Source organism: Mucilaginibacter sp. P1_D10 (assembly GCF_056406215.1).
Genome location: NZ_JBFUAP010000004.1, coordinates 130,291 through 146,502, shown reverse-complemented (window position 1 = coordinate 146,502; position 16,212 = coordinate 130,291). Strand labels below are relative to the sequence as shown.

The window sequence follows — 16,212 nt, the reverse complement described above, 5'->3', positions numbered from 1 at the left end:
ACGCTATTTCCCCTTATTAGCTTTCAACACCCTGATAAAATTACCACCCAATATCTTCTCCACATCCTTTTTAGAGTAGCCAATATTGAACAGTTCGGCGGTTATTTTAGGATAATCGGTAACGCTATCCAACCCCAGCGGGTACGATTCCGCGCCGTCGAAATCAGAGCCGATGCCTACGTGGTCTACCCCCATTAGCTTCACCATATAATCGATATGTTTGATGAGCATGCTTAGCGGCGGGCGCAGTTGGTCGGCTTCGGTTTTGTTGAGCTCGTTCAGGCGGATGCTGGCCAAATCGTAATCCTTATAAATCACCCGCAACGAATCGAACTGCGGCTTATGCCTGGCCATAAATGCGGCGTGCTTACCCTCGTAGGTACTATCTATAAAACCGCTGTAGAAATTAAGGAACACCACGCCGCCGTTATCGGCAATAGCTTTCAACTGGTAATCTTTAAGATTGCGACGGAAAGGGTTCAGGGCATAAGCGCAGCTGTGCGATGCGATGACCGGCTTGGATGTGATGGCCATCACATCCTTAAAGGTTTGTTCGCCGGGGTGCGATAGGTCTATCATTACCCCTTCGTCGTTCAGTTTTTTTACGATTTGCCTGCCCAGTTCGGTGAGGCCCTTGTGCGGCAGGGTATCGCCGTGCAGGGTTTCATCGCGCGCAGAGGTGGCCCAACTGGTGCTGTTGTTCCACGTGAGGGTGAGGTAACACATGCCGCGTTTTACCAGGCTGTCTATATAATCTAACCTGTCTTCTATCATGTGGCCGCCTTCTACGCCAACCATGGCGGCCAGCTTATGTTTCTTTACGGCTTTCTTCAGGTCCTTTGCGTTGGTAACCAGCATCATCTTATCCGGATTGCGGTTGATGAGCGCCTGCAAAGAATCTATTTCGCGGTTGGCATAGGCGTAGGCGGTACCGTTGCCATATTGGTCGCCGCACCAAATGGAGAAAACCTGCACATCAAGCCCCCCTGTTTTGGCGCGCACCAAATCGAAATTGCCGGTAGCCTGCAGCTTGCCCGCATCATTGCCGGTGATAAGTTCGTTGGAGATGATATCGTTATGGGTATCAACCAAAATGGCTTTCTGATGGATTTTTTGGACATCCTGGGCGGAAAGTTTCAAGGCAGATAAGAAAATTAAGGGCAGCAGCAATTTTTTCATGCTTGGAAGATAGGAAAATCTGCGGTGATTTTTCAAATCAAAAAACTGCGACGGTCGTTGTAACTGGTACGTTACAAAAAAAGGAGAAACAATTGCTTGCCTCTCCCCTTTGTATTGATTTTATTGGAGTTTATTGATTGTACACTTTTACGATGAATACATAGTTTTTTAACCTTTTAAGCTGCTGGGTGCGGCTTAAACCCGCCAACGTATTTTTTGTATTCAGTGTTAAAGCTTTATTATTTAAAGAATCAGCAGGGATATCCTGTATGGCTTTCAAAATAAACTGCGATTTCTTAGCAAATGCAACACCCTGTGTTTGGGTTTGCCTGCCGCTGATAATACCGATAACATTACCTTTAGAGTCAAAAAGTGGGCCGCCGCTATTGCCTTGATTTACCGGTACAGATATCATATATTCTGCGGTATCGCCTTTGAACCCTGCATCTGAAGTTAATGCGCCAGGGCCAAACACCGCATCATCGGTAGGGTAACCCAAAGTGTATACATCTTCGCCTAAATCACTCTTTCCTTTTTTGAACCCGTATGGAATAGTTCCAATATTTTTAAAAGCCGGATCGTTTATTTGCAGTACGGCCATATCGTGAGCTGGGTCGGTAGAAATAACCTTCGTATGGAATGATTCACCATCGGCGTTTTGCACATACACAGAGTCCGCGCCATCCACCACGTGGAAATTTGTTAAGATATAGCCGTTTGATGAAAGGGCAAAACCCGTTCCACGGTATTTTGCAATAATAGTAGGGCCTGTTTTTACCGTTTTTGCAACACCCACTGCACTTTTCTCCAATTTCTTCTGGCGGTCTTTTACGCCATCTACTTCCCTTTTCAGTTGTTCAACACGAGGATCTTTATTGGTTAAATAACCGGTAAAGAACAAGGTAACCAGCATAGCAAATATCGCTATCGAAGCCGCTACTGATATCTTAGAATGATGTTGCCTCCACAAGCGCACAACAATAGAGGGGTGCGACATCAGGTCCTGCGCCAGGGTATGCACATCAATCTCATCATGGATGGCGTTCAGCCTCAACTCCATGTTATGCCTGTCGTTATATTGCCTCAGTAAACCGGTGAAGTGTTTGTGCTCCTCCAGTTTTGCTTCAACCGCTGCATCCTTGTTACGTAATGCATCAAATTCCGCACGTTCCTCAATGGTCATTTCACCGTTAAGGTACCGTTCGATCATCTCTAATAGTTGATCATTTTTCATTCTTCGCCCCTCTTTCTATTGTTGCTGAAAAAACAATTTCTTTAGCCTTTGCAGGCACTTGTATTTCTGCGTTTTCGCGTTATCCGCGTTTGTATAGCCAAACCGTTCGCATATATCCTGCATCGATTTGTTGTGCATGTAAAAATCTTCCATAATGGTTTTGCAGGGCTCGCCAAGCAATTTAAGGGCCTCGCCCATTTTATTGAGCTGCAGATCCCTGTCCTGGTGTTTTTCAACTTCGTCTTCTACTGGCAGGTGGTCCTCAAAATCCTTTATATCGCCGCCGTAGCGGTTCATCTGTTTAAGCCGTTTAAGCCAAAGCCTGCGGCAGATAGAATAGATATAGGTTTTGAGCTTGCTGCTCAGTTCGAAATCGCCCCGTTTAACCTTATTATAAAGAACTATAATCGCTTCCTGGTAAACATCCTTTGCATCGTCCTCGTTACCGTTATTATTGATTACGAGCTGCAATATCATCGGAAAATAAGCCAGGTAAAGCTTTTTTAACACGATGTCGGAATTATTAAGGATACCCAGTATTACTTCGCTATCCGCCGGTATATCCACATTAAAATGATTATTCACTACTTAATACGCTTTATACTAAATTGTAACCCAATATTATCAACTATTTTTTCTTAGCGGGAAAATTAAGATACCGCCCACGATAATCGGCCCGGATGGAGCCATAAATCAACCTGCAATATCGGGTTAATAATCCAAAGCTGGCCTGCTGCAACTGCATAATTTTGCTGCCCTCCCGCCAATAGCCTTGCTTTTAAGCCCTTGCAATCGCAAGAAAATAGCCGCCCATGCAGCGGCCATTTTCCCAAATGTTAATTGGGTTACCTTTTAGCCTTATTGCTTATTAATAACGTGGCCCGCAAAAATGTGGCTACCCAGATAAATACACGCAACAGGCAAGACAAAATCAAAAAAAAATTAAAAGGCGGGTTACCTTTTTGATAAACGGGTATTAACTAAAAAACATCGCTTTAAGTATTTGATTTTCAAATACTTAAAACAAATGCATTATCGATATAGAACTGTTATCAATTAATTTCAAACATAATCAACAAACACAACATGAAAAATTCATTCAAAATCGCATTCTTAGCTTTAGCCATCGCCGTTTCTGCAGCTGCCTGCGACGGCAATTCGAAAAAAACCACACCCGACAGCCCTAAAGTTGATAGCCCGAAGGCCGACAGCCCTAAAGCCGACAGCCCTAAGCTTGATAGCCCGAAAATTGACAGCCCGAAAAAAATGTAATCCTTAGCCTATTTGGGCACAAGTTTTAATAGTTTTTCAAAAAAAGAGGTAATCGCATATTTTTTTTTAAATATGTGGGTTACCTTTTTCAATTAAGGGTATTAACCCATGAAAACTATTAAAATCACTTTAAAAAACACAAACATGAAAAATTCATTCAAAATCGCGTTTTTAGCTTTAGCTATCGCTGTTTCTGCTGCTGCTTGCAAAGGTTCTTCAACTACTGGTGCTGCTGATAGCCCTAAAGCTGATAGCCCTAAAGTTGATAGCCCTAAAGCTGATAGCCCTAAAGCTGATAGCCCTAAAGCTGACAGCCCTAAAGTTGATAGCCCTAAAAAAATGTAATCATTTTGCTTCAACGCAAAAAAGCCCTCTGGTTTATTCCAAAGGGCTTTTTTTTGTTGCTATCTATTACTGATTGGGCGTGTCTATACGCCAGGAAGCCTTAATACACTGTACTATCGCGCAAGGCTTTTACTTTATCATGCGCCTGGTTCAATACAAACAACTGGGCGCTTATGAGCTCGCGGATGTAAGCCGGCAGGCTCTCATCAAGGGCTGTTTGATAAGCTTTACTGACAGCATCTTCGCCAAATTCGCATTCCTCTAAAATACTATGCGTGCTATGCCCGCTGAATGCTGCCTTCAAATCGAGCCAGGTACGGTGCAGCTTTCCGCTGGTAGAGGTGCCCGTTTCGATATCCTTGCCCGAAGCAGCTACTTCTGTAGCCAGTTCCATTTTAAGCCGGTGGCTCTCGCCTATCAATCCGGTTAATGTGGCTTTCAGTTCTGCATCGTCGACGCCTAATTCTTTTATGGCATGCTCAAAACCGGCTATGCGATCGTTATTGATCAAAATCAGGTCGTTTAATGTTTCGACTGTTGCTCTTGTGTTTTCCATTGCTCTTCCTCCTTTTCAATAAAACCCAAAAAGAAAAATATTGTTTAAATTAATAAACAATACCTTGGGGTTAAACACAAAGCTTATTGTTATTGCTTCCCCCTGAATGCAGAAATAATCCAAAGGATAATGCCGATTACTACGATAACGGCTATAATACCAACGGCTGCCCCTGCTTTAAAAATACCGGTAATAACCGAGCAGCTACTGAGAGCGCAAATGGCCACAAAGATTAATGATAAAAAAGATATTTTTTTCATGGTAGGTTATGATGAATTTTTATTCACCAACCCATACAAGAACCGCACCTAAATTACAAGGCGGGTATTTAGCTTAGTTTTCTTCTATGTTACCGGTTTCTGCAGGTAAAAACCGTACAGCAATCAGTACAATAAACAAACTCGCAGCAAACAATGGTACAACTGTTTCCAGGATTGACAGTAAATTCATCACAAGAAAAATTAGCGGGTGCAAAGCACCGTTAAAAATTTAGTTAGGCTTATCGGTCGCCCGGCTCAAATAAAGATGTTTTTCTTAGATAGGAACTCTAATGTATAGAATTAGGATTGATATTAAAAATGATTTATGAAAAAAAGATGAAATTTTAATAAAAAATAATTTCTAGGGAAATAAAAAAACTATTAATTAATGTTAACTGTACATTTAATTTATTAGCTGCTTGCGTTTTTGGCCGGGGATAATTAAAACAATGTAAATTAGCCCGCTATAAAATATATGCATACACTATTATCGCTAAACAGCGTCAGCGTAAAATTCAACGCAGCACAGGTAATTAACAATCTAAGTTTCAATGTAAATGAGGGTGAGCATTGGGCTATAACCGGCAAAAGCGGCTCAGGTAAAAGCGTACTGCTGCAGGTAATCGCCGGCAATCAAAGTATTAGCAGCGGCAAGATCACTTATTATTTTACCGATGGCGATAACGTTCCCGCGGCAGATTACCACCCTTATATTGCCTTTGCCGGCGCGCGCCATCATTTCAAAAACCTATCCAACACCAGCAACCTGTACTACCAGCAACGCTACAATTCCTCCGATTCGGAAGATGCACTTACTGTTGCGCAATATCTTGGCACCATAAAAACCAATACGCACAAACCCGTTTACTGGGATTTTGAAAAAACCATATCGGCGTTGAACCTGCAGCATCTGCGCGATAAGCAGGTAATAAAGCTATCCAACGGCGAAACCAAACGCCTGATGATTGCTGCCGCCCTGCTTAAAAACCCTACACTATTACTGTTGGATAACCCGCTTACCGGGCTTGATGTGGCAACCCGCCAATACTTCAACCTATTGCTGCGGGAGGTTAGTGCATCGGGCATTACGCTGGTGATGGCCACCTCGGCACATGAGATACCCGATGTAATTGATAATGTTGCGGTTTTGGCAGATGGCAGCATCAGCAAAAGCCTAAGCAAAGCCGATTTTTTAGCTAACCTAAGCACCCAACCCGATAAGCCAAATATAGATGCCGCTGCACTGGCCGCGCTTATTCAAACGAATGCACAACCGCTTACCTATAACCAAATAGTGCGCATGCGCGACGTGGTAATCCGCTATGGCGATAAAACTATCCTCAACCATATCGACTGGCACATTGCCCCGGGCGACAGATGGGCTCTGCTGGGCGCTAACGGCGCGGGCAAAAGCACCCTACTGAGCCTCATCAACGGCGACAACCCGCAGGCCTATGCAAATGACATTGTTTTGTTCGACAGGAAACGCGGCAGTGGCGAAAGCATCTGGGATATTAAAAGCAAAATAGGTTTCGTATCGCCCGAACTTTATCAATACTTCCCTACCGACAATTCCTGCCTGCAGGTGATAGAATCGGGCTTTTACGATACGTTGGGGCTTTTCCGCCAGAGCAGCCCGGCCAAGGCAACTCTGGCCCTAAACTGGATGAAGGCTTTGGAGATAGATAAGTACGCCCGAGTGTTGCTCAAAAACATTCCAGCCAGCGCACAGCGTTTATGCCTGTTGGCGAGGGCACTCATCAAAAACCCGGCCCTCTTGATTTTCGATGAACCCTGCCAGGGATTGGATGACCACCAGCAGCTTCATTTTAAAACCGTGGTAGATACCATTTGCAGCATAAGCCAGGTTACGCTGATATACGTAACCCATTACCAGCACGAGATACCCGATAGCGTGGATAGGGTGTTGCGATTGGATAAGGGAGAGACAGTGGACAGTTAGCGGTGGGCAGTTTGCAGGTTGCGTTTGCGGCGGATGGAAAAAAATATCATCAATATAAATGCGATAAACGCTGGCCAAAAAGGCGTTATAACGCTTAGATATTGGTGCGCGTTATCTGCCAGCGTTGGTTCTGGCTTAAACATATAAGAGTTTCCGCAAATAAAAAACGGGGGGCCATTTTCTTTTGGGCTTGCGGTACCGCTTCGCGAATGCGGCAAATAAAAAAACACTTTATCCCGGTAGGGCATAAAACTTATCTTATAATCAAATCCAAAGCCTGCATCAAGTATATTAACCAGGTTATCATAAGTTGATTTGCTTGTCAGGGTAACCGTAACGCCACCTGTTTTGTTATTTGACGAAATCAGCTGCGCACATAATATCTTAAGCCGAGTAATTGTAGCACTATCGTGGCTATTATTACCTGTTAAAGTTAGCTGCGAAAAATTTTTGAACGTTTTGATATCTATCTTAGCCGTCTTCATATTTTCATTCCAGTCCTTTATGCTGGCATCATCGCTCCAGGCGACGTCCATCATTGTCCATTTATCCAATTTGCCAATATAAGCCGCATAGCCTATGCACATCAAAGGCAAAAACACCAGGCTAATTAGCCCGGGGAAGTAAAATCTGGTAAATGGTTTTCGTTTCATGCTTAGGTTATCCAAATTTACATATATATGAACGGAATAAAACGATTTGTAGGATTTTGATTTACGTTCTAATCCATTAATTCTGTAAACGACAATGAATCATCCTGAAAATCCTGACCCAAACAATCATATTGCTATAATTATTTTTAATTTAAACCCATGAAATTTTTATTGTTCCTCGTCCTGGCGTTCGGCACTGTTACTGCCCGCTGCCAAACAACCGACACCACCGTTTACGCTTTCGATTCATTAGCTACAAAGCCCGAATTTAAGGGCGGCATAACAAAGTTTACCAGGGCTTTAGACAGAACCTTCCACTACCCACCCTACTCTCGCATACATGATATACAAGGAACATTAACTGCTTCTTTTATTATCGAAAAAGATGGCAGCATAAGTAATGTGATTATTACGAAGGGCGTGTACGAAGATATAGACCAGGAATTTATAAGGATAATGAAAAATGCACCTAAGTGGAAACCCGGAACAGTTAACGGGCAGGCAGTAAGGACACGATATGTCGGTTTTCCGTTCAGGCTGGCTTTGGGTTAGCTTTTGTTTTATCTTCGAAAACTAAACGCCAGGCCGCTTAAACAGTAGAATATCCTCCTGTCCGTTCTCCTGCTTTTTTCTGCTCCAGGAATTTAAACAGGTATTCGCCGAAGTCCTTTTTGATCATTTTATCGGTAATATCTTCATGAAGCGATGAGCGCACCTCCAACCGGTTCATTTCTTCGTTTATCTTTAGTACGAATAGTTGGTTTTGGGTAACTACGGTGTTCTTGCGGGTATCCAGGCCGGTCATCACAAAATCTGCGTACGATAACCGCACGTTCATTACCAGCTCATGATCGCTGATGAGGTTGGTTTCATATATCTCGAAGAACGTGGCAGAACCTTTCCTTACCAGGGTTACTCGTCCTATGGCTTTCTGGTACCAGCTTATATCCAACGGAAAATCAGCAATTGCCGTTTTCTCGAACAGGTAAATATAGTATTCGTCGAAGTAGTCTTTACCGTACCTCTGGCTGCCGGGATTATACGATTCTGAAGGCTGGCTTGGCGTAGCTATATGTACGATGCCCCTTATGATTAATGCAATAAGGCGTATGATCATATGAAATTGTGATATGTTGTGTAGGGTAAAAGGCCCAGGTCACCCAAATATAAATATAAATACGCTGTTAATCAACGCGTTTTTTGTATTTCTTCAAGGGAATTAAGCCAACTATGCCAAAATTACTTTTGTTTACATCGCCGAAGGCGGAATTGCTGAGCGCTATGTTATAACCATATACAAACTTGAATCCCTCTATCCCAAGGCCAATCTCGGGCCTGAACCTTAATGAGCCACTGTTGAAATTGGTATAATAAAGCAGGTTTACGCCCATTGCTATGCCGCCCAAACCGCCGGCAAACCAACCGCCTATTTTGGGAGCCATCACGAATTTATGCACAGGCCGTACCTCCACCGAAACAAAGTAGGCTGAGCTAGCGGGATGAGGGCCAACTGCCCCAAAAGTGTTTTTGGCTATGCCTATTTCCAGGTAGTTGTATTTATTGAAGTTGTAGCCCGCCAATAATGAGAGGAATTTGATTTGATGGCTTTTATAGTACAGCCGGTCGTGCTTAACGGTATCCGGTTTGCGCCCAACTGTATCAGTCTGTGAAAAGGCGAAATTACCGGTAAAGATTAAAGCGATGGCTATGATAAGGTTTTTGGTCATACGCTAAGATAATCATTTTAAATTAATCCGCATTCCATGTCCTTTAGTTAAGGAAAAGCCGTAAAGTTAATTTCACGCAAAGGCGCGAAGGCGCAAAGATTTTTAAGCTTTTTACTTTGCGACCTTAGCGGCTTTGCGTGATGAAAAATCTTAACTCAATGATATTGAATCTTGCATTGTCAACCCAATACCACCTTTCACCTTTTACCTTTCACCTTTTACCTTTCTGCTTTCACCTTTTCCCTCCTACCACGTATATTTGTATATGAATACAGCCGATCTGTTGCAGCGCGCTTTAGCTTTTGATTTTTTGAGCCTGGAGGAAGGGGTTTACCTTTACAACAATGCCTCCACCGCCGATTTGATGTACACCGCTAACGAGCTGCGCAAGATACAGGTGCCCCATGGCAAAGTTACCTGGCAGATAGACCGTAACGTAAACACCACCAACGTTTGCATTGCCAACTGCAAGTTCTGTAACTTTTTCCGCCGCCCCGGCCACGATGACGCCTATATCACCGACATTGAGACCTACAAAAAGAAGATAGAAGAAACCTTCCGCTATGGCGGTGACCAGCTTTTACTGCAAGGTGGCCACCACCCCGATTTAGGTTTAAAATTTTATACCGACCTGTTCCGCGAGCTGAAACAGCTTTACCCCAAGCTGAAACTACATTCTTTAGGCCCGCCGGAGATTGCCCACGTAGCCAAACTGGAAGGCATGAGCCATTACGATGTACTGAAAGCGATGAAAGAGTCGGGCCTCGATTCGTTGCCGGGTGCAGGTGCCGAGATACTGAACGACCGTGTGCGTCGCCTCATTTCTAAAGGCAAATGCGGTGGTAAAGAATGGCTGGATGTAATGCGTGCGGCCCACCAGCTAAACCTGCCAAGCTCGGCCACCATGATGTTCGGCCATATAGAAACGATAGAAGAGCGTTTTGAGCATTTGGTTTGGATACGCGAGGTACAATCCGAAAAGCCCGAAGGCCATCATGGGTTCGTGGCCTTTATCCCATGGCCTTTCCAGGATGATGGTACGCTGCTGCGTAAAGTACGCGGCATCACCAACAACGTAACCGGCGACGAATACATCCGCATGATTGCCTTAAGCCGCATCATGCTGCCAAATATCAAAAACATACAAGCCAGTTGGTTAACGGTTGGCAAGCAGGTAGCACAGCTTTGCCTGCACGCCGGCGCCAACGATTTCGGCTCCATCATGATAGAAGAGAACGTAGTTTCCGCCGCAGGCGCACCGCACCGCTTCACCGCAAAAGGCATCCAGGATTCTATCAAAGAAGCCGGTTTCGAACCACAGCTTCGCACCCAGAAATACGATTGGCGCGATGTACCGGTTGAGATTGAAGAACAGGTGATAGATTATTAAGCGAGAGTGAGCCATCTCACCACCACGTCATTGCGAGGCACGAAGCAACCTCTACACAGGACAATCAACCATGCAGGTCGCTCTGCTTATCGGGAGATTGCTTCGTTCCTCGCAATGACGCGCGTAGAAGTAGCATGGCCTCCCTGAAAACAAAATCCCCCTCCCTCTTGTTACCCTTACATGAAAAGTCACATCATCAGCATCACCAAAGACGACGAAACTTTCCAGTTCGAGATAAATGATTATCCGCATTATGAGCATCATGCCTGCAAATTTGATGTATTCCAAAACGGCGTGTTCGTTGCCGGTTTCAACCCGGACGACAATCACATACTGCAAATTTGCAAAGACAGCGGCCTGGTTGATCCGCTAATTTTAGATCTCGTAGCCGAAGAAATAGAGGCACATCAGTGGGTTTAGTTTTGAATATCGAACACCGAATGCTGAATATCGAATGATGAAGTAAAAGACTTCATTATTCGGCGTTCGATATTCATTATTCGATATTATCCCTACTTCTCCCGCTTCCGGACTTTCGGACTTCCCATCTTTCGTACTTCTCCCCTTCCTAACTTTTTCTTACCTTCGGACTTCCCGACTTTCGGGCTTTCGGACTTCTCCCCTTCCTAACTTTTTCTTACTTTCGGACTTCCCGACTTTCGGGCTTTCGGACTTAAAAATTACATGGAAGATATCGCACAGCACATCGAAGCCCTCATTTTCGCATCGGAACAAGGCATCCGTATGGAAGAAATTTTATACTGCCTGCAAGCGGCCTTTGAGCACGATTTTAATGCCGAAGAGATAAACGGCCACATCGACGCTATCCGCGCTAAATATGGCGAGAGCCAGTATGCCATCGAAGTAGTGAAAATAAACAACGGCTACCAGTTCCTTACCAAAAAACAATACCACCCGGTTATAAGTCTGCTGCAACTGCAGCGTTCTAAAAAGAAACTGAGCCAGGCCGCCCTGGAGACCCTTGCTATTATTGCCTACAAACAGCCCGTTACCAAGTTAGATGTAGAGCAAATACGCGGCGTAAACTGCGATTATTCGATACAAAAACTGCTGGAAAAGGAGTTAATTGCCATCACCGGCAAAGCCGAAAGTGTTGGGAAACCCATTTTATATAGCACCAGCAGCCTGTTCATGGACTATTTTGGCATCAACAGCATAACCGAACTACCACAGCTAAAGGAATTTACGGAGAGCAGCAGCACTATTGGCGAAGCCGCAGAATAAATTCAAAAGATATTTTTATTGAAAATGATTTTAATTATTTTTACTGTTACTAATGGCTGATTAAACAGCACAAACCTTTACATTTAAAAACAATTAGGTTAACCGAATAAGTTTTAACAAATAAACATTTATTAAAATGGCAACTCCAAAAAAACCTGTCACTAAGAAAGCCGCCGATGACGAGGATGATGACTTTGATGACGATGTGAAACCCGGCAAAAAGGTAGCAGATGACGACGATGATTTCGATGAAAACGTGCCCCTCGACGATGACCTGGGCAGATTTGATTCTTTTGACCCTTATGACGACGAAGACGACGACTAATACAGGTTTTTAAAACATATGCAAAGCACCCAGTGGCCCACTGGGTGCTTTTTTTGTAAAAGGGCCATCTGCGATACCCGATGAAATTAACCGAAGTTACCAGCAAGGCTGATAAAAAAGCATTTCTGGATGTAGCGCGCCTTATTTATAAAAACGACCGTAACTGGGTTTGCCCGCTGGATAATGATATCGAGGCGGTTTTCGACCCGGCGAAAAACAACTTCCATACCCATGGGCAGGCAACGCGCTGGATATTAAGGGATGATAGCGGTACATTGATTGGCCGTATTGCGGCGTTCATCAATGAAAAAAAGGCTTATAAAACAGAGCAACCAACCGGCGGCATGGGGTTTTTTGAATGCGTGGACGATAAGCAGGTCGCCTTCCTGCTCTTCGATACCGCCAAAGCCTGGCTGCAGGCCAAAGGCATGCAGGCAATGGACGGACCAATCAACTTTGGCGAGAACGATAACTTTTGGGGATTGCTGGTAGAGGGTTTTACGCCCCCTTCCTACGGCATGAACTACCACCTGCCCTATTACCGGGCTTTTTTTGAAGCGTATGGCTTTGTTACCCAATATGAGCAGATTACTAACCACCTGGATGTACATAAGCCATTTTCGGAACGGTTTACCAAAATTGCCAACTGGGTGATCAGGAAACCGGGGTATAGCTTCGAACACCTGAAAGCCGCACAAATAGACCGGTTTGCGGCCGATTTTTTAGAGATATACAACGATGGCTGGCAGGATTTCGAAAACTTTGTGCCGATAAACCAAGCCACCATTATCGAGAGCTTCGGCAAGATGAAAGCGATAATGGACGAAAAACTGATATGGTTCGCCTACGTAAACAACGAGCCTGCATCATTCATTGTAATATTGCCCGATGCCAACCAAATGATAAAACCATTGAATGGCAAACTGGACCTTTTAGGCAAACTGATTTTTGTTTATCGCCGCTGGCGGGGCGTATCGCGCATGCGGGCCATTGTAATGGGTACTAAGCAAAAGTTCCAGAACCACGGGCTGGAGTCGGCATTGTTTATCAAGCTTAAAGAATATGTATTGCCTTTAAAGCAGTACGATGAACTGGAGCTCTCCTGGGTGGGCGATTTTAATGAGAAAATGCTATCCATCCATGCAGCTGTAGGCGCTACATTTGGCAAAAGGCACCTAACGATGCGTTGCAAGTTTTAAGCCCGGGGCGGGTGCCCCGGGCCTTATATGGTTTAAGCAGTAACCTTTTTGTGCCTTAATTCTTCAAAAAGTTCAATTACTTTCTTCTGAAGATCAATCACTTCAGTTTCGCGGTCCATCAGTTTTTTGTTCACGCTTTCCAGCTCTGATGCAATTTTCTGGTCTTGCTCGGTTTCGTTATAAGTAAGCAAAGCCACTACCGACATCTCGAACAGCGCAGCAATCTGCTCTAAACGCGAAAGGTTGATATCGGTAATTCCGGTTTCTATTTTAGAGAATGCGGGGATAGAAATATCTAATCGCTTAGCTACTTCTTCCTGGCTCCAGCCTTTTTGGTGGCGCAACAACCGGATTTTTTTTCCAAGAGTCTTCATATATGGTTAATTAGGATAAGGGTTTCTCAATAGTTAATAAAGTTACAAAACATTTGAATAATAAACTAATTACTAATATTATTTATAATAATTATTTATTAACTCGTTCAAATTAATTTGGGGTTGCAACACGCTTTCTTTAAGCAACGAGCCCGGTATATTTTTATACATAGCCCGCACCTGTAAAACCATCGTTTAAGCTGTTAAATGTATGCAATTCTATGCACTTTTTCAAATCGGCAAGGCAAAATTGTAACATATAGTACAATGAATTTACTTTAACAACAATACCGGCACAGAGGACGTGGTGGTGAGATGCTGCCGTTGTTGAATAATAACCCATCATTAGAATCACCAAACGTTCCGATGGAACGTTAAAATTGGCATTTTTCATTCTACCAACCAGACGTTCCCATGGAACGAATTTGCTTTCTTCATCCCATAGGGATGCCTGGTTGGTAGAAAAACGCAATAATCCGATGACGTTCCATCGGAACGTTTGGTGATAGCCGGCCTGTCGATTCATGGGCTATTCACCGATTTGTTGGTGTCCAGGGTAAAAGAGCAAATGCGCTTTTGGGCGGTGCCTGCGGCCCGGGCTATGCAGGGCTGCGCTGCGCTCCGGCCCCGTTTCCTGCACACAAACCCATCGCACCGTGGCAAACCCTTACTATCCCTACCGCTAACGCAGGTAAAAAAAATTACCTAACCTGTGTTTTGCGAGTAATTAGGTACGAGCCCTTGATACCCCTGTTGGTGTTGTCACCAATAACTAACGGAGGCATCAACAGATGTCGTTCGTGAACTAAACCTCATGTATTTTTCACCGTTAATACCAATCGGTTATTATGTCATTCACAGAAATCACGGATTTGTTAGTCACAACACCAACAACGGCGGATGACTATCGTCGGCAACATTACCATTGTGCCGAGCCCTCGCCGTGACAAACCCTTTCTATTCTATTGCTCAAACCTGGTTACCTCGCGCCAGAAGTCGCCGTATTTTCGTCAAGGGTTAGCGTTAAAACAATTCTCTACCGTCTCAAACGTTTTCTCTTGAATGCTCTTTAACTGATTTCTAATGTCGTTTGGGTCATCAATAAATTTCGATTTGTGATAACGGGCTGGCCTGTGTTCATTAATCAAATTTTCAATAAACTCTCTCTTTGTCTGGTTTTCATCCCTAATTAGATAGAGTTTTTCAAAAAATATTGCCGATGTAAAACATCCCAAATCGATAGTCCTATAACCGGTAAACACCCCTTTTAATTTTTGAGCATCAGGTTTTAAATACATCACTAATCTGTTAACGTTTTTTTCACTTTGAAATTCGCCGATAGTAATCGCCGCGGAATTATCATTTGGAAACTTAAAAAAACCACTATAAATAGTAACATCTTTTATGTTCGGATTATCAGATTGCCTAAAGTAAATATTAGCCACCCCACTTTCTTCTACATCCATAAGAACTTTAACTATGCCGCCACTTCTATTCGGCCCTTCAATATGACTTCGCAAATAATATCCAAGCCATTGTCCATTTACTAATTTCAAAGGTTCCTTCTGTGTGATATTTATGGCTTCAATTGAATCATATACTTTTGATTCAATTGCACTTAAATCAAATCTTCGCTTGTACAACGCGTTGGTGATTTGTGGAGGAATTCCTTTTAAACTGATTTCTTCCAACCACGTAGAAAAATTTTCTTTTTCAACTTTTTCTAATAAACCGATTCCCGCATATGGTTTTTGAGTTGAACCCATTGCGCCGCAATAGGAACAAAACGACGCTTCTATTTCGTTTATTTCTTTATTGCCCAGATGCGCGCTTATAAAAGTAGCTCCTGTCTTTTTCTTGCTTAATACAATATCCATAGTTTCTGAATTCTCATAAACTAAAGACTTTACTTCAAGAGCGTCTTTCTCTGCGTAGAAATTAGTAAGGTCTTTTTGTAAATAATAAAATCGGCACTCAGAAATTCTATCATTTACTATTCCTAAGAGAGCAGGTCGTAATTGATTCTCTGCAGACCAATAGTAAAACGAAAAGAGCATATCAAATTTTGAAACATCTATTTTTTTACCTTTTATTATTGCCCCGAACCTCGCATCGTTAGTAAGCTTAGTTATCAAATCGGATAGTTTTTCCCCTTTGGAAGATTTTAAAGTTCCATTGCAAAGTTTTGTAAGCACGGAGTTATCCATACCCAGTTCACTTGCTATTTCTTTCATAGAGAAGCCACTATCGTTAAGTTGTTTGACAATAACTGAGAATCTATTGGGTTTGGTATTTTTTGCTTCTCCTTGCAACATAATTGACATAATTTGCAATGCAATATACAATATTTTGCAAATAATAATTTGCAAAATTGCCATTTATATCTTTTAAATTGGCATGTGTTTATTTAAGAACACATACTAAAATCATTGTGGTAATTCCGGACCTACCATCCAAAGTCGGTAAACGCTAAGTTCCGACACCAAATAA

At 43.2% G+C, this 16,212-nt stretch carries 20 protein-coding genes; 9 read left to right on the top strand and 11 right to left on the bottom strand.

From position 1 onward, the window contains the following. Positions 1-3: 3 nt before the first annotated feature. The 3 genes from AC1DYT_RS07455 to AC1DYT_RS07445 form a co-directional block, all read right to left on the bottom strand. Positions 4-1,179: a dipeptidase gene (locus AC1DYT_RS07455; protein WP_477469005.1), complete on the bottom strand. Its 1,176-nt coding sequence runs from the start codon at positions 1,177-1,179 to the stop codon at positions 4-6. Positions 1,180-1,309: 130 nt separating this feature from the next. Further along, positions 1,310-2,413, bottom strand: coding sequence for a S1C family serine protease (locus AC1DYT_RS07450; RefSeq protein WP_477469004.1), 1,104 nt, complete (start codon positions 2,411-2,413; stop codon positions 1,310-1,312). A 15-nt stretch (positions 2,414-2,428) separates the two neighbouring features. Then, entirely contained in the window at positions 2,429-2,998 is a 570-nt protein-coding gene (locus AC1DYT_RS07445; protein ID WP_477469003.1) for an RNA polymerase sigma factor, read from the bottom strand. 501 nt (positions 2,999-3,499) lie between these two features. On the opposite strand from AC1DYT_RS07445, the gene AC1DYT_RS07440 reads away from it, so the two are divergent. Beyond that, entirely contained in the window at positions 3,500-3,685 is a 186-nt protein-coding gene (locus tag AC1DYT_RS07440; RefSeq protein ID WP_477469002.1) for a hypothetical protein, read from the top strand. 108 nt (positions 3,686-3,793) lie between these two features. Then, the gene (locus AC1DYT_RS07435; RefSeq protein ID WP_477461084.1) at positions 3,794-4,030 is read left to right on the top strand and encodes a hypothetical protein; all 237 of its coding nucleotides are present in this window, start codon (positions 3,794-3,796) and stop codon (positions 4,028-4,030) included. Positions 4,031-4,130: 100 nt separating this feature from the next. Here the strand turns inward: AC1DYT_RS07435 and AC1DYT_RS07430 are convergent, their stop codons facing one another. Together AC1DYT_RS07430 and AC1DYT_RS07425 are read right to left on the bottom strand one after the other, a co-directional pair. Beyond that, entirely contained in the window at positions 4,131-4,586 is a 456-nt protein-coding gene (locus AC1DYT_RS07430) for a ferritin-like domain-containing protein (protein WP_477469001.1), read from the bottom strand. A gap of 89 nt (positions 4,587-4,675) precedes the next feature. Continuing rightward, a complete protein-coding gene (locus AC1DYT_RS07425) occupies positions 4,676-4,846 on the bottom strand; it encodes a phosphatidate cytidylyltransferase (protein ID WP_477469000.1) in 171 nt (56 codons plus the stop codon). Between the two features lie 475 nt (positions 4,847-5,321). Between AC1DYT_RS07425 and AC1DYT_RS07420 the strand changes: the two genes are divergently transcribed. Next, positions 5,322-6,809 (top strand): ATP-binding cassette domain-containing protein, encoded by a 1,488-nt coding sequence (locus tag AC1DYT_RS07420; RefSeq protein WP_477468999.1) that lies wholly within the window; start codon positions 5,322-5,324, stop codon positions 6,807-6,809. Here the strand turns inward: AC1DYT_RS07420 and AC1DYT_RS07415 are convergent. Continuing rightward, positions 6,806-7,462 carry a hypothetical protein gene (locus tag AC1DYT_RS07415; RefSeq protein WP_477468998.1) on the bottom strand — a complete coding sequence of 219 codons (657 nt, stop codon included), beginning with the start codon at positions 7,460-7,462 and terminating at the stop codon, positions 6,806-6,808. The genes AC1DYT_RS07420 and AC1DYT_RS07415 overlap by 4 nt on opposite strands. Before the next feature lie 159 nt (positions 7,463-7,621). Between AC1DYT_RS07415 and AC1DYT_RS07410 the strand changes: the two genes are divergently transcribed. Then, a complete protein-coding gene (locus tag AC1DYT_RS07410) occupies positions 7,622-8,014 on the top strand; it encodes an energy transducer TonB (protein WP_477468997.1) in 393 nt (130 codons plus the stop codon). Positions 8,015-8,051: 37 nt separating this feature from the next. On the opposite strand, the gene AC1DYT_RS07405 is transcribed toward AC1DYT_RS07410, so the two are convergent. Together AC1DYT_RS07405 and AC1DYT_RS07400 are read right to left on the bottom strand one after the other, a co-directional pair. Next, on the bottom strand, positions 8,052-8,579 hold the full coding sequence (locus tag AC1DYT_RS07405; RefSeq protein ID WP_477468996.1) for a hypothetical protein: 528 nt from the start codon (positions 8,577-8,579) through the stop codon (positions 8,052-8,054). Between the two features lie 67 nt (positions 8,580-8,646). Beyond that, complete coding sequence (locus AC1DYT_RS07400) at positions 8,647-9,189, bottom strand: hypothetical protein (protein ID WP_477468995.1); 543 nt, start codon at positions 9,187-9,189, stop codon at positions 8,647-8,649. A 265-nt stretch (positions 9,190-9,454) separates the two neighbouring features. Between AC1DYT_RS07400 and mqnC the strand changes: the two genes are divergently transcribed. From mqnC to AC1DYT_RS07375, 5 genes are all read left to right on the top strand, one after another. After that, entirely contained in the window at positions 9,455-10,579 is a 1,125-nt protein-coding gene (gene mqnC, locus AC1DYT_RS07395) for a cyclic dehypoxanthinyl futalosine synthase (protein ID WP_477468994.1), read from the top strand. Positions 10,580-10,759: 180 nt separating this feature from the next. Next, a complete protein-coding gene (locus tag AC1DYT_RS07390; protein ID WP_477468993.1) occupies positions 10,760-10,999 on the top strand; it encodes a hypothetical protein in 240 nt (79 codons plus the stop codon). A gap of 264 nt (positions 11,000-11,263) precedes the next feature. After that, positions 11,264-11,824: an SMC-Scp complex subunit ScpB gene (scpB, locus tag AC1DYT_RS07385; RefSeq protein ID WP_477468992.1), complete on the top strand. Its 561-nt coding sequence runs from the start codon at positions 11,264-11,266 to the stop codon at positions 11,822-11,824. Positions 11,825-11,960: 136 nt separating this feature from the next. Continuing rightward, positions 11,961-12,149, top strand: coding sequence for a hypothetical protein (locus AC1DYT_RS07380; protein ID WP_477468991.1), 189 nt, complete (start codon positions 11,961-11,963; stop codon positions 12,147-12,149). 80 nt (positions 12,150-12,229) lie between these two features. Continuing rightward, positions 12,230-13,348, top strand: a complete 1,119-nt coding sequence (locus AC1DYT_RS07375) for a GNAT family N-acetyltransferase (RefSeq protein WP_477468990.1) — start codon at positions 12,230-12,232, stop codon at positions 13,346-13,348. Positions 13,349-13,380: 32 nt separating this feature from the next. Here AC1DYT_RS07375 and AC1DYT_RS07370 read toward each other — a convergent pair whose 3' ends face one another. The 3 genes from AC1DYT_RS07370 to AC1DYT_RS07360 all read right to left on the bottom strand — a co-directional run bounded on the left by AC1DYT_RS07370 (position 13,381) and on the right by AC1DYT_RS07360 (position 16,100). Beyond that, entirely contained in the window at positions 13,381-13,722 is a 342-nt protein-coding gene (locus AC1DYT_RS07370) for a helix-turn-helix domain-containing protein (protein ID WP_477461070.1), read from the bottom strand. Positions 13,723-13,885: 163 nt separating this feature from the next. Next, positions 13,886-14,248 (bottom strand): hypothetical protein, encoded by a 363-nt coding sequence (locus tag AC1DYT_RS07365; RefSeq protein WP_477468989.1) that lies wholly within the window; start codon positions 14,246-14,248, stop codon positions 13,886-13,888. A 484-nt stretch (positions 14,249-14,732) separates the two neighbouring features. After that, positions 14,733-16,100, bottom strand: coding sequence for a hypothetical protein (locus AC1DYT_RS07360; RefSeq protein ID WP_477468988.1), 1,368 nt, complete (start codon positions 16,098-16,100; stop codon positions 14,733-14,735). Positions 16,101-16,212: the final 112 nt, after the last annotated feature.